At 67.4% G+C, this 12,857-nt stretch carries 11 protein-coding genes; 7 read left to right on the top strand and 4 right to left on the bottom strand.

Features of this window, described 5'->3' with window-relative positions:
• Positions 1-146 precede the first annotated feature (146 nt).
• Genes C6W88_RS09945 through C6W88_RS09955 form a run of 3 tightly spaced genes read left to right on the top strand, consistent with a single transcriptional unit; the run spans position 147 to position 3,465 of the window.
• Positions 147-767, top strand: coding sequence for a hypothetical protein (locus tag C6W88_RS09945; RefSeq protein ID WP_146164648.1), 621 nt, complete (start codon positions 147-149; stop codon positions 765-767).
• Positions 764-2,335, top strand: a complete 1,572-nt coding sequence (locus C6W88_RS09950; protein ID WP_108132341.1) for a GMC oxidoreductase — start codon at positions 764-766, stop codon at positions 2,333-2,335. Before C6W88_RS09945 ends, C6W88_RS09950 begins: the two co-directional genes overlap by 4 nt.
• 35 nt (positions 2,336-2,370) lie before the next feature.
• Positions 2,371-3,465: an alpha/beta hydrolase family protein gene (locus C6W88_RS09955; protein WP_108132342.1), complete on the top strand. Its 1,095-nt coding sequence runs from the start codon at positions 2,371-2,373 to the stop codon at positions 3,463-3,465.
• 31 nt (positions 3,466-3,496) lie between these two features.
• Here C6W88_RS09955 and C6W88_RS09960 read toward each other — a convergent pair whose 3' ends face one another.
• The 4 genes from C6W88_RS09960 to C6W88_RS09975 all read right to left on the bottom strand — a co-directional run bounded on the left by C6W88_RS09960 (position 3,497) and on the right by C6W88_RS09975 (position 7,801).
• On the bottom strand, positions 3,497-4,567 hold the full coding sequence (locus C6W88_RS09960) for an AbrB family protein (RefSeq protein WP_108132343.1): 1,071 nt from the start codon (positions 4,565-4,567) through the stop codon (positions 3,497-3,499).
• A gap of 227 nt (positions 4,568-4,794) precedes the next feature.
• Positions 4,795-6,300, bottom strand: coding sequence for a tripartite tricarboxylate transporter permease (locus tag C6W88_RS09965; RefSeq protein ID WP_045991091.1), 1,506 nt, complete (start codon positions 6,298-6,300; stop codon positions 4,795-4,797).
• Positions 6,301-6,395: 95 nt separating this feature from the next.
• Entirely contained in the window at positions 6,396-6,830 is a 435-nt protein-coding gene (locus C6W88_RS09970) for a tripartite tricarboxylate transporter TctB family protein (RefSeq protein ID WP_045991090.1), read from the bottom strand.
• Positions 6,827-7,801 carry a Bug family tripartite tricarboxylate transporter substrate binding protein gene (locus C6W88_RS09975; RefSeq protein ID WP_108132344.1) on the bottom strand — a complete coding sequence of 325 codons (975 nt, stop codon included), beginning with the start codon at positions 7,799-7,801 and terminating at the stop codon, positions 6,827-6,829. Before C6W88_RS09975 ends, C6W88_RS09970 begins: the two co-directional genes overlap by 4 nt.
• A 124-nt stretch (positions 7,802-7,925) precedes the next feature.
• Here C6W88_RS09975 and C6W88_RS09980 point away from each other — a divergent pair, with 124 nt between their 5' ends.
• The 4 genes from C6W88_RS09980 to guaB all read left to right on the top strand — a co-directional run bounded on the left by C6W88_RS09980 (position 7,926) and on the right by guaB (position 12,849).
• Positions 7,926-8,594 carry a response regulator gene (locus C6W88_RS09980; RefSeq protein ID WP_108132345.1) on the top strand — a complete coding sequence of 223 codons (669 nt, stop codon included), beginning with the start codon at positions 7,926-7,928 and terminating at the stop codon, positions 8,592-8,594.
• On the top strand, positions 8,591-10,036 hold the full coding sequence (locus C6W88_RS09985) for a sensor histidine kinase (RefSeq protein ID WP_108132346.1): 1,446 nt from the start codon (positions 8,591-8,593) through the stop codon (positions 10,034-10,036). Before C6W88_RS09980 ends, C6W88_RS09985 begins: the two co-directional genes overlap by 4 nt.
• Positions 10,037-10,155: 119 nt before the next feature.
• Entirely contained in the window at positions 10,156-11,253 is a 1,098-nt protein-coding gene (locus C6W88_RS09990) for an ABC transporter substrate-binding protein (RefSeq protein WP_108132545.1), read from the top strand.
• A gap of 126 nt (positions 11,254-11,379) precedes the next feature.
• Positions 11,380-12,849 (top strand): IMP dehydrogenase, encoded by a 1,470-nt coding sequence (gene guaB, locus C6W88_RS09995; protein WP_045991087.1) that lies wholly within the window; start codon positions 11,380-11,382, stop codon positions 12,847-12,849.
• The last annotated feature ends 8 nt before the right edge of the window (positions 12,850-12,857 follow it).

The raw sequence follows: 12,857 nt of genomic DNA on the forward strand, positions 1-12,857 counted from the left end.
ATGTCGAAATCGGGGCTGAAGGGCGCTGGGCTGGAGAGCGCTCGTTGGAAGAGTGCTTGTCGGAAGAGTGCTGACGGGCCGGTCGCCAAAGGGCGGGCGGCCCGGACGACAGGCGCAAGAGCAGGTCCTTTCCTGGAGAAATGGCGGTGAATACGACTAACCCCATGCTGGCGGGATTGCTGTTCGAGGAAACCATGCGAGGCCATTTTTCGCTCGGAAGCCAGGCGCCCGAGCGTGGTGAACGGCTGGGGCATGCAGAAGGCACCGAACTGGCCCTCCACGCCAAGGTCCAGATCGATGACATGGGCGCCTTCCTGGCCGACGACCGCCACCACGGCAGGCTGGGTGGTGTCGTCGATTTTGCCCCGCTGGGCCTTGGGCTGGTGATTCTCGAGGGCGACTTTCAGTTGTTTTCCCAGGGCCCCGGGGCGGGGCGTCAGATGGTCTACGACGCGGTTCTGGAACTGGATGAGCGGCGATTGTTCCTGCACGGGGTGAAGCGGGTCAACGACGATCCGGGGCCTGATCTCTGGCGTGATACCACCACCCTCTATACCACTCTGCATGAGGGCGAGAGCGCCACGGCCGACATTCTCGGGGCGGGCATCCTGCACCTGGGCGTGGCCGAGTTGATGGCCATGCTCAAGACCATGACGCCGACGGGCCAAGGGGATCTGCGCACGGTGGCGGATTTCGGTCGCTTCTTCTTTGGTGAACTGTGGCACCTCTATGCGCCCTGGGTCATTCGCCGGGAGCCCGAGGCATGAACTATGACGCCATCGTGGTGGGGTCAGGGTTTGGTGGGGCCGTGGCGGCCTGCCGGCTCGCCGAGGCTGGGCTCAAGGTGCTGGTGCTTGAGCGCGGAAGACGCTGGGAGCGCGAGGACTTTCCCCGGGGGCCGGATGATGACTGGTGTTTCGATGTGGACGCCCCTCGGGAGCGTCATGGCTGGCTCGACCTGCGCTTCTTTTCGCGCATGGCGGTGGCACAGGGCGCTGGCGTGGGTGGTGGTTCGCTGGTCTACGCCAATGTCTCGGTGCCGGCTGAGCGCTTCGCCTTCGACAGTGGCTGGCCGGAAGCGATCGACTTCGATGAACTCGTCCCCTACCAGGACCGGGTAGGCCAGATGCTGGAGGTGGCCGAGGTCCCCGCGGGCCAGGTCAGCGAGCGCTATCGACTGGTCCAGGAGGCCGCCGTGCGCAGCGGTGACGGCGATCGCTTTCGCCCCTTGCCGCTGGCGGTGCGCTTCGACCCCGACTGGAACTATCGGCTCAGTGAGCCTCACCACCGTCGACACAGTCGGCAGACCCTCAATGTCCACGGCAAGGAACAGGGGACCTGCATCCACTGCGGCTATTGCGATATCGGCTGCCCGGTGGGGGCCCGCAATACCCTTGACCTGAATTACCTGGCCCGGGCGGAGCAGCTGGGGGCACAGGTCCGTCCATTGAGCATGGTGCGATCGCTGGTGCCGGAGTCCGGGGGCTACCGGGTGACCTTTCAGCATCTGGAAGGCGCGCCGACGATCCGTCACGAGCGCGCCGAGCGAGTGATCCTTGCCGCTGGCTCGCTGGGGTCCACCGAGCTGTTGCTGCGGGCCAGGGACCAGTACCGCACCCTGCCGGAACTGTCGCCGCTGCTTGGCCATCGCTGGTGCGCCAATGGCGATTTCCTGACCCCCGCGATCTACCCGAACAGACGCATCGATGCCTGTCGCGGGCCGACCATCAGCGCCGCCATCGACTATCTCGACGGCAGCGACGGCGGTGAGCGCTACTTCGTCGAGGACGGCGGCTACCCTGACTTGATCGCCCACGCCTTGACGCAATTGCTGTCGCGCTCCGCCACCGCGAGCATGTTGCGGGGTGGCTGGCGCGCGGTGCTGGCCGAGGCGCTCAAGGAGAATGACCCCGATCGTTGCCTGATGCCCTGGTTCGGCCAGGGCATGGACACCGCCGACGGGGTGCTGAGGCTGACGCGGCGTTGGCTGGAGCGAGAGCCGTCGTTGAGCCTGGACTATCGGGTGGCCGCGTCGCGAGCCACGGTGCAGGCGCTGTGCGAACGCCACAAGCGCCTGAGCGCGGCCACCGGAGGCGTCGCCATCGAGCCACCGAGCTGGCGCCTGCTGGACTATTTGATCACCCCGCACCCACTGGGCGGTTGTCCCATGGGAGAGAATCGCTGGGACGGGGTGGTCGACCATGCCGGGGAGGTGTTCGGCTATCCGCGACTGTACGTGCTCGACGGTGCCATCGTGCCGCGCGCGCTGGGGCTCAATCCCTCGCGCACCATCGCCGCCCTGGCCGAGCGCGCCATGGCGCGGATGCTGGCCTAGCAGACGGAAGCGGCGACCCACCGGGAGGTAACATCATGGCCCGCGAGATCCCCCTCTATACCCTCGACGGCGTTGTCGACGCCGAGGTCACCCAGCACGGCTTCTGTACCGAGGACGGCCTGGGGCTGTCACTGCTGCGCTTTCGTCGTGGCCAGGGGCGCATGGCGGTAATGATCGTTCACGGCCTGACCACCTCCAGCGACATGTTCATCCAGCCCGAGCATCGCAATCTGGTCAGCTTCCTGCTGGACGAAGGGGTCGACGAGGTGTGGACACTGGACTTCCGCATGAGCAACCGCCACCCCTACAACCTGCAGCCCAACCGCTACTCCATGGATGACTGTGCGCTGTTTGACTTTCCCGCGGCGGTGGCAAAGATCCGTCAGGTCGCCGGTGACGACGTCGAGCTGCACGTGATCGCTCATTGTCTCGGCTCGATGGGCTTTGCCATGGCACTGTTCGGCGGCACCGTCAGCGGCATTCGCTCCTGCATCCTCAACAGCGTTGCGCTGACGCCCCATGTACCGCGCTGGTCGAGGATCAAGGGCCACATCTTTCCCTTCGTGATCGAGCGCATCTTCCAGCAGCCCTACGTCAGCCCGCGCTGGAGCGAGGATCCAAGATTCACGCTGGGCAAGCTGTTGTCGAAAGGCGTATCGCTGTTCCACCGCGAATGCGACGTGCCGGCCTGCCATATGCTGTCGCTGATGTGGGGCACCGGCTGGCCGGCACTGTACAACCACGAGAACCTGGACGAGCGCACCCACCGACGGGGTGGTGACCTCTACGGCCCGGTAGGGCTCAACTACCACCGGCATGTCTTGAAGATGCTGGGCCGGGGCCATCGCACGGTGAAGATGCGCGAGGCGCCCGAATACGCCGCGCTACCCGACGACTACCTGCTCGAGGCGCGCCGCGTCGATACCCCCTGCCTGTTGCTGACGGGACGCGACAATCGCGTCTTCACCGACAGCAACGTGCACTGCCACCGGGCCCTGGAGGAGGTCGCCCCAGGCCGCCATGAGCTCGCGATCATCGACGGCTACGGTCATCAGGACGTGTTCATGGGCGCCCGGGTCGACCGTGAGGTCTTTCCCCGGTTGATGACGTTTCTGAACGCCCACGCCTGAGCCCAGGCGCCACGCCTGAATCCAGGTGCCGTCAGGCCCTGAGGCGGCGATGGGCCCAGCCCACCAGCGGCGGCAACGCCACCAGCAGAACGGTGATGCGCAGCAGATGGTGGGAGGTGACGAAGGCCGGTTCGATGTTCAGCGAAAGCGCCACCAGGCTCAGCTCCGGCGCCCCGCCCGGCATGTAGGCCAGCAGCGCCGCGGCCACCGAGATGCCGGTCAGCGCCTGGCCGACCCAGGCTGCCGCCACCGCCAGCAACACCAGGATCAGCGCCTGGACCACCGCCAGTCCCAGCTGGCGCGCCATGTCGGACAGCGCCACGCCGACGAAGCGCACGCCCACCGAGGTGCCGATGACCACCTGAGCCAGGGCGATCAGCGCCGGTGGCAGCACCGCGTGGGTCAGCCCGGAAAAGTGCAGCAGCGACGACACCAGCGCCGGGCCGAACAGCAGGGCGTTGGGCAGGCGCAGCACCCGGCCGACCACGGCGCCGAGCACCGCCGCTACCACCAGCCAGGCGGTGCCGGCGAGCGAGGGTAGCTGGCTCCACTGGGCCGGCCCGTTGCTGGCGCCGGCCAGGTCCACGTGGCCGAACAGGCCGAGGATCGGTGGAATCGCCAGCAGCAGCACCAGGATACGCACCGCGTGGGTGATACCGACGGCACGCAGGTCAGCGCCAGACTCGTGGGCCATCATCAACAGCGCCGACAGTCCGCCCGGGGCGCCGGCGTAGAGCGCGGTGTCCAGCGAGTGACCGGCTACGCGGTAGCTGAAGGCCACCGCCACCACCATCATTACCGCGGTGGCGGCGAGCATGATTGCGGCGCTGGCGGCCCAGGCGGTGATATCGCCGGACAGCTCCGGGGTGAAGGCCGAGCCCAGCATCACCCCGATGACCACCAGAACCCCCTTGCGCAACCGTCCCGGCGAGCCCAGGCGCACCCCGGCGAGGCTCGTCAGGGTGGTGGTGATCAGGGCGCCGAGCAGCCACGGAAGCGGCAGGTCGATCAGGTAGGCGATGACCCCGCCCAGGCCGCCCAGGGCGAGGGTGGGCAGGAAGCGCCAGGCGCCAGGGTGAAGGAGTGTGGGGGCGGCGGGCATGGCGTCTCCTGTGTGCGTTGCCTGTACTCTTTGCACAGGTGGTGGTGATCGAGCCTGACGACGGCGCGCGGCGCCAGATGGCGCCGCGCAGGGACTACATAAGGGCTACACAAGGGCTACGCAGGGGCTTTGTGCGGGCCACACAAGAGCGATGCCGAGAGCTATGCCGAGAGCTATGCCAGGGCCTTTGCCGGGGCGACTCGAGCATGGCCCTGAAGCCCGTTGCATCAAGCCTGGCTCGAGGGCCGTTGCTTGAGCAGCTTGGGTACCAGCCAGGGCAGTACCAGCAGCGCCGAGGCGGCGATCCACAGCGACAGCGAGATGCCGGACTGCCACAGGATGGCGGTGTCGCCACCGCTGATCGCCAACGCCCGACGCAGGTTCTCTTCCATCAGGCCGCCCAGCACGTAGCCGAGGATGACCGGCGCCAGCGAGAAGCCGAGCTTGCGCAGCAGGTAGCCGAAGACACCGATGACGAGCATCAGATAGATGGCGGTCAGGTCGGAATGCAGCTGATAGACCCCGACGAAGGATAGCACGGCGATGGCCGGCACCAGCACCCAGCGCGGGATGGTCAGCACCTTGGCGAAGACCCCGGCCAGCGGCAGGTTGAGCGCCAGCAACACCAGGTTGCCGATGTACAGCGAGGCGATTAGGCCACCGGCGACCTCCGGGTTGTCGGTGAACATCATCGGTCCCGGGGTGATGTTGTAGAGCATCAGCGCGCCGAGAAGCACCGCGGTGGTGCCGGAGCCGGGGATGCCCAGGGTCAGCATCGGTACGAACGAACCTGCGGCGGAGGCGTTGTTGGCCGCTTCGGGCGCCGCCAGGCCACGCATGTCGCCGGTGCCGAAGGTGTTGTCCTTGTCCACCAGCCGCTTTTCGGTGGTGTAGGACACCGCCCCGGCCACCGAGGCGCCGGTTCCGGGCAGTACGCCGATAATGAAGCCGAGCACGCCGGAGCGCAGCATGGTGCCCTTGCAGGCCATCACTTCCTTGAGGCTGACGAACACCCGGCCCAGCGGCGGCAGGGTGTCATCGACGTCGTCGCGATGGGCGTGCTCGAGCATCAGCAGGATCTCGCTGATGGCGAACAGGCCGATGATCATCACCACGAAGTCGATACCGTCATAGAGCTCCGGCATGCCGAAGGTGTAGCGCATCACGCCGGTGCCGGAGTCGACGCCGACGGTGCCGATCAGCACGCCGAGCACGGCGCCGATGGCGGTCTTGATCGGGTCCTTGCCCATCATCACCGACATCGACGAGAAGGCGAACACCATCAGCGCGAAGAATTCGGCGGGGCCGAACATCACCGCCACCCGGGCCAGCAGCGGGGCGAACAGGGTCAGGCCGATGATGGCGATGGTGGCGCCGACAAAGGACGCCACCGCCGACAGGCCCAACGCCGGACCGGCCAGGCCACGCTTGGCCAGCGGATGGCCATCGAGGGTGGTCATCACCGCGCCGGCGTCGCCGGGCACATTGAGCAGGATGCTGGACATGCGCCCGCCGTACTCGGCACCGGTGTAGATGCCGGCCAGCAGGATCAGCGCGGATTCGGCGGGCAGGCCCAGGGTGTAGGCCAGCGGCATCAGGATGGCGATGCCGTTGATTGGCCCGATGCCCGGCAGGGCGCCGAACAGGGTGCCCAGCAGCGCGCCGAGGAAGGCCAGGCCAAGATTGAGCGGCGTCAGGGCGACGCCGAAGCCTTCAATAAGAAAGTCGAACATGGGAACACCTTGATCAGGGATCGGTGGCGGTCAGGGCTGGGGCAGCGCTGGCAGCTGAGCTGTTACAGGAGCTGGCTTCAGGGCGGCGGTTCGCGCTACCACGGCAGGCCGGGCAGGCCGATGCCAAGGCCATGGGTGAACAGCCACTGGCCGCCCAGCGCCATCAACACACCGGTGGCCACGGCCTTGAGCGGACTGGCCTCGAACAGCCAGGCCAGGGCGGCGATCACCAGCATCGAGCTCAACAAAAAGCCCAGGCGCGGGAACAGCACGGCGTAGACCAGCAGCAGCACCAGCACGCCGATCAGGCGCAATCCCAGGCGCTTGTCGGGCCAGTGGCCGTTTTCACCCGGACGTATCACCAGCACCAGCGACAGCAGCCCCAGCAGGATGGAGAGCCCCAGCGGAAAGGCCTTGGGGCCAACGGGGTCGTAGCTGAAGGGCACCTCGAGGGACAGGGCGTTGACGGCGGTAAACGCCGCCAACCCCATCAGGGCGATACCCAGACAGCGGTCGGCGGCGATACTCATTGGGTCAGACCCACTTCCGTGGCCAGCTCCTTGAAGCCGGCGACCTGATCCTTGACGTAGCCGTCGAAGTCGTCACCGAAGCGGGCCATGGGGAACAGGCCGCGGGCTTCGCGCAGCTCGGCGAAGGTCTCGTTGCCGGCCAGGTTCTCGAGGCGCTCGACCCAGGCCTGGTAGGCCTCGTCGCTGACCTCGGGGCCCATGTAGTAGCCGCGCCAGATCGGCCACTGGACGTCGTAACCCTGTTCGGCGGCGGTGGGAATCTCGGCGTAGGGGCCGCCCATGCGCTCCTCGGACAGCGCCGCCAGCACGCGGATGTCGCCGCTCTCGAGCTGGGACTTGAGCTCCGAGAGGTCACCGGAGAACACCTGGATATGGTTGCCGAGCAGTGCAGCCAGGGCTTCACCGCCACCCTCGAAGGCCACGTAGCGCAGGCTGCGCGGATCGACGTCGGCGGCCTTGGCGGTCAGCGCGGCCTTCATCCAGTCCTGGCTGCCCACGCTGCCACCGGCGCCGAAGGCGACCTGGGTGGGGTCTTCCTGCAGCGCCGTCATCAGCTCATCCAGGGTCTGCCAGGGCGCGTCGGCCTTGACCACGATGGCGCCGTAGTCGACCCCCAGGGCGCCGACCCAGCGCACTTCGCTGGCGTCGTACTGGCCGAACTTGCCCAGCGCCAGGTTGACCGCAGCGCCGGTGCTGGCGGCGACGATCAGGTTGGGGTCGTCGGTGCGCACGCCGTTGACGTGGTTGTAGGCCACCGCACCGATGCCGCCGGGCATGTAGGTGACCAGCATCGGGTCCTCGTTCAGGCCGGTCTCGAGCAGGCCATTGGCGGCCAGCCGGCAGGTCAGGTCGTAGCCACCGCCGGGCTTGGCGGGGGCGATGCATTCGGCCTCGTCGGCGGCCTGGGCGGTGCCGACGCTGAGGCTGGCGCCGAGCAGCAGGGCGGCGGGCAGAGCTGTGATATTCTTCATGCGGACTCCTGACAACTATTATTATGGATTGATGAAACCGGGGTGCTTTAACGTGAGAGATGCTAGGCCGACTAGCTTTCATCAACCTGTCATGCCCTCCCTGCCTGGATAAGACATTAGTCGCATGCGCCTTCTCGTCGTCGAAGATGATGCCCTCATCAGCCGCTCGCTGGTCGATGCCCTGACCCCCCTTGGCAATACCGTGGAGGTGTTTGCCTGCTGCAGTGATGCCAGGGCAGCGCTGCGCCAGGGTGGGGTCGACCTGATGCTTCTGGACATCGGGCTGCCCGACGGTGACGGCCTGTCACTGCTGGCCGAGTTGCGTGACGCGGGCGATCGCACCCCGGTGATCATCCTGACCGCCCGGGACGCCCTGGATGACCGGGTCAGGGGACTCGACCTGGGGGCCGATGACTACCTGGCCAAGCCCTTTGAGCTGGCCGAACTTGAGGCGCGGGTACGCGCGCTGCTCAGGCGCAGCCAGCAGCGCGCCGACAACCGTCTTGGCCTGGGTCCCTTGTCCTTCGATCCGGCCAGTGGCGCCGCCAGTCTGTTCGGCGAGCCCATGGCGCTGCCCCATCGCGAATTGCTGCTGGTCGAAAGCCTGTTGCTGCACGCTGGAGCCATCGCGCCTCGCGAGACCCTGGAAGGGCGACTTTTCGGCTTCGGCGAGGTGGGCTCCAACGCCCTGGAGGTCTACGTCAGCCGGCTGCGCAAGCGGCTCAAGGGCGCAGGTCTGCGTATCCGCACCTTTCGCGGACTTGGCTACCGTCTGGAAGAGGACGACGGGTGATCGAGGTCGAGGGATCACTCAAGCGTCGGCTCGGTGGCTGGCTGGTGGTCACCGTCGGGGTGCTGGGGCTGGCGCTGATGGTGGAGGCCTGGGTCAGCAGTCAGCGGGCGGCGGCGCGGGCCTTCGACGCCCAGCTGCAGGCGGCGGCGCTGACCATCGCCGAGGCGGTGCGCTGGCAGGACGGCATCCCCCAGGTAGTGGTGCCGGCGGCGGCGCTGCAGATTCTCGCCACCGACAGCCAGGCGCGGGTGTTCTACGCGGTGCTGGACGATGACGGCAGGACGCTGTCGCGTAACTGGCCGGTGGACATCCCCGTCGCCTGGCAGCAGGCGCTGGATGAAGGCGGCATGTCGCGGGACCTGACCACGACGCTGGGAGAGCTGCGTCTGCATGCCCAGCGGGTGGCCTCGGCGGGTTGGGTCACCCAGCTGCCGGTGCAGGTGTGGGTCGGGCATACCCTCGAGGGGCGCCGAGCCCTGGCCCGCTCACTGTTCGAGCGTTCGCTGTCGCGCTTTATTGCCATGGTGCTGCTGACCGGGGTGCTGATGGGCTTGACCATGCGCGCGGCGCTGTCTCCCCTGCGCCGCCTGCGCCGCCAGATTCGTGGGCGCGGCGCCGATGACTTCAGTCCGCTGGCGGCCAGGGTGCCCAAGGAGCTTCATGAGCTCGCCCAGGCCTTGGACCACCTGTTCGCCCGTCAGCGCCAGGGACGCGAGGATCTTCTGCGCTTCACCGCCGACGCCAGCCACCAGCTCAAGACGCCGCTGGCGGGACTCAAGACCGTCAGCGAGCTGGGCCTTCGCAGCAGTGATCCGGATGAATGGCGCCAGGCGCTCACGCGCGTTCACGCCCGGGCCGAGGACACCAGTCGACTGGCCGGCCAATTGCTGTCGCTGGCGCGACTGCGCCACCTCGACCGGGAGACGGCGCTGCCTGCGCTCGACCTGGGTGAGCTGGTGCGCGACGTCGCCCTGGACTGGGCGGCGCGGGAGCGGGCGGCGGAGCATGACCTCGGGCTTGGCAGCCTGCCAGCCGAGCCGCTGAAGGTCTGTGTCGAGGGCTGGGCACTGCGCGAAGCCCTGGGCAACCTGATCGACAACGCCCTGCGCTACACGCCGACAGGTTGCGAGATCACCCTGCATCTGTCGCGCGAGGGCGACTGGGCGCGGTTGTCGATCGTCGATGACGGCCCCGGTGTCGCCGACGCGGCGCTGGCGACGCTGGGACAGCCGTTTCAGCGGGGTGGGCGCCAGGACACCGAGGGCTCTGGACTGGGTCTTGCCATCGTCGATACCACCGCCCGGCGCATGGGCGCCCGCGTGCAATTCGCCAACCGCTCGCCGCAGGGACTCGAGGTGGTGCTGTGGCTGCCGCTGGCGAAGGACGAACAGGATGTCACCGGTGCCTTTGCTGCCGGCGTGAATCCAGGAGAGAGTACTTGATGTCCCTGCCGCCCGGACAACGCCTTCGATCCTGTGGACGTCTCCCGGCCCGCTGTGCGACGCAGGTCACACGGCGGCAGCCCCTGGTGGTGTCGCCGTGCCTGCCGCTTTTACTGCTCATGCTCCTGCTGCTGGGCGGCTGTCACAGCGGCGACAGCCGCACCCCCACAGATGAAGATCCGCTGGTGATCTCGGCGGCGCTGGATCTTGACGTGGTGGCGCCGCTGCTGGACGCCTTTCGCCAGGCCTACCCTCAGATTCCCCTGCGCTTTGAGGATCGCACCACCCGGGAGGTGGACGACAGCGTGGTGGGACATCTCGCTGGGGGCGGGGTAGAGGGCGAAGGGACGAGCAGGGCGCCTGACGTGGTGATCAGCTCGGCGATGCCGTGGCAGATGGCCCGGGTCAATGAAGGACTGGCGCGGCGCCTGAACGGGCCGGAGATCGAGCGCTGGCCCGAGTGGGCGCGCTGGCGCGACGAGGTCTTCGCCTTCACCTTCGAGCCGGTGGTGATGGCCTATCGGCTGGATCTGTCGCGACATATGCTGCCGCCCCAGACCCATGGCGACCTGCACGCGCTGCTGGCGACCCAGGCCCGCTGGCTGACGGGCAAGGTGACCACCTACTCGCCGCTTTCCAGCGGGGTGGGCTACACCCTGGCCCAGCAGGATGCTCGCTACTCCTCGCGCTTCTGGGAGCTGGTCGGCGCCATGGGGCGTGTCGATACTCGCCTCGAGACGACCACCCGGGCCATGCTCGAAGGGCTCAGCCAGGGACGCTACTGGCTCGGCTACAACCTGCTGGGTTCCTACGCCATGGTCTACGCCCAGGAACATCCCGAGGTGATCGTGCAGGTGCCCAGGGACTATTCGCTGGTGCTGATGCGCATGGCCTTCGTGCATCGCGATGCCCCCCACGTCGAGGCCGCCGAGACCTTCGTCAGGTTTTTGCTGAGTCAGCGTGGCCAGCGGGTGCTGGCGGGGCAGACGCCACTGTTCAGCGTGCTGCCGGGGGTGACCGGCCCCTACACCGCCGCCAGGCTGCGCACCCAGGTGGGGGAGCGGCTCTACCCGATACTGCCCAACGCCACCTTGCTGGCCTTCGTCGATCCTGCCCGCCGGGAGGCCTTCACCGACCACTGGCGAGCGCGTTTTCAGGGCGAGCAGGCGCTGGATGAAGCGGTCGAACGGGGTAGCGGGGCGCTGGCGCCGGAGTAGACGGCGGATGGCAACCGAGGCGCATCGATGTGTCAAGCTGGCACATTGCCGGAGGCCGGGGCGGAACGTTATAATGGGCGATTAACTTCTTCCCTCCCTCTAAAGCCTCAGTGGGTGTTGCCGATTATGCTACGTATGGCCCAAGAAGCACTTACGTTTGACGACGTATTGCTCGTTCCCGGCTATTCCGACGTTCTCCCCAAGGACGTCAGTCTCCGGACCCGCCTGACTCGCGACCTCTTCCTCAATATTCCCCTCGCCTCCGCCGCCATGGATACCGTCACCGAAGCCCGCCTGGCCATCGCCATGGCCCAGGAAGGTGGCATCGGCATCATCCACAAGAGCATGGGCATCGCTCAGCAGGCGCTGGAAGTGCGCAAGGTCAAGAAGCACGAGAGCGTCATCGTCAAGGATCCCGTCACCGTCGGACCCAAGGCCAAGCTGCAGGACCTGCTGGCGATGGCCAAGGAACACGGCTTCTCCGGCTTCCCGGTGGTCGAGGGCGAGACCCTGGTCGGCCTGGTGACCGAGCGTGACATGCGCTTCCAGCCCAACCATGGCGACAGCGTCGCCGACATCATGACCCCGAGCGATCGCCTGGTGACCGTGCCGGAAGGCACCCCGCTGGACGTCATCAAGGGCAAGATGCAGGAGCACCGGGTCGAGAAGATGCTGGTGGTGGACGGCGACTTCCGCCTGCGTGGCCTGGTGACCTTCCAGGACATCGAGAAGGCGCGCACCTTCCCCAGCGCCGCCAAGGACGCCGACGGCCGCCTGCTGGTCGGCGCCGCCGTGGGCACCGGTCCGGAAACCCCTGACCGGGTCAAGGCGTTGGCCGAAGCCGGTGTCGACGCCCTCGTCGTCGATACCGCCCACGGTCATTCCCGTGGCGTGATCGAGCGGGTGCGCTGGGTCAAGGAGCACTTCCCGCAGATCCAGGTCATCGGCGGCAACATCGCCACCGCCGACGCCGCCCGGGCTCTGGCCGAGGCCGGTGCCGACGCGGTCAAGGTGGGCATCGGTCCTGGCTCCATCTGCACCACCCGCATCGTCGCCGGTGTCGGCGTGCCGCAGATCACCGCGGTGTCCAACGTGGCCGAGGCGCTCAAGGAGTTCGACATCCCGCTGATCGCCGACGGTGGCGTGCGCTTCTCCGGTGACATCGCCAAGGCGGTGGCTGCCGGTGCCAGCTGCATCATGGTCGGCGGCCTGCTGGCCGGCACCGAGGAGGCGCCGGGCGAGGTCGAGCTGTTCCAGGGGCGTACCTACAAGGCCTACCGTGGCATGGGTTCCATGGGCGCCATGTCCCAGACCCAGGGCTCCAGCGACCGCTACTTCCAGGACAAGGACGACGGCGTCGAGAAGCTGGTGCCGGAAGGCATCGAAGGCCGGGTGCCCTACAAGGGCGTGATGGGTGCCATCGTGCACCAGCTGATGGGTGGCCTGCGTGCCTCCATGGGCTACACCGGCTGTGCCAGCATCGACGAGATGCGCACCAAGCCCGAGTTCGTCAAGATCACCGGCGCCGGCTTCAACGAGTCCCACGTTCACGACGTCCAGATCACCAAGGAAGCGCCCAACTATCGAGCAGGGTAGGCGCTGAC

Source organism: Halomonas litopenaei, from assembly GCF_003045775.1.
GTDB classification, from domain to species: domain Bacteria; phylum Pseudomonadota; class Gammaproteobacteria; order Pseudomonadales; family Halomonadaceae; genus Halomonas; species Halomonas litopenaei.

Excerpts from the sequence above, each read along its gene's own strand:
- C6W88_RS09950 (WP_108132341.1), top strand. The coding sequence starts at position 764 with ATGAACTATGACGCCATCGTGGTGGGGTCAGGGTTTGGTGGGGCCGTG.
- C6W88_RS09955 (WP_108132342.1), top strand. The coding sequence starts at position 2,371 with ATGGCCCGCGAGATCCCCCTCTATACCCTCGACGGCGTTGTCGACGCC.
- C6W88_RS09960 (WP_108132343.1), bottom strand. The coding sequence starts at position 4,567 with ATGCCCGCCGCCCCCACACTCCTTCACCCTGGCGCCTGGCGCTTCCTG.
- C6W88_RS09965 (WP_045991091.1), bottom strand. The coding sequence starts at position 6,300 with ATGTTCGACTTTCTTATTGAAGGCTTCGGCGTCGCCCTGACGCCGCTC.
- C6W88_RS09970 (WP_045991090.1), bottom strand. The coding sequence starts at position 6,830 with ATGAGTATCGCCGCCGACCGCTGTCTGGGTATCGCCCTGATGGGGTTG.
- C6W88_RS09975 (WP_108132344.1), bottom strand. The coding sequence starts at position 7,801 with ATGAAGAATATCACAGCTCTGCCCGCCGCCCTGCTGCTCGGCGCCAGC.
- C6W88_RS09980 (WP_108132345.1), top strand. The coding sequence starts at position 7,926 with ATGCGCCTTCTCGTCGTCGAAGATGATGCCCTCATCAGCCGCTCGCTG.
- C6W88_RS09990 (WP_108132545.1), top strand. The coding sequence starts at position 10,156 with ATGCTCCTGCTGCTGGGCGGCTGTCACAGCGGCGACAGCCGCACCCCC.
- guaB (WP_045991087.1), top strand. The coding sequence starts at position 11,380 with ATGCTACGTATGGCCCAAGAAGCACTTACGTTTGACGACGTATTGCTC.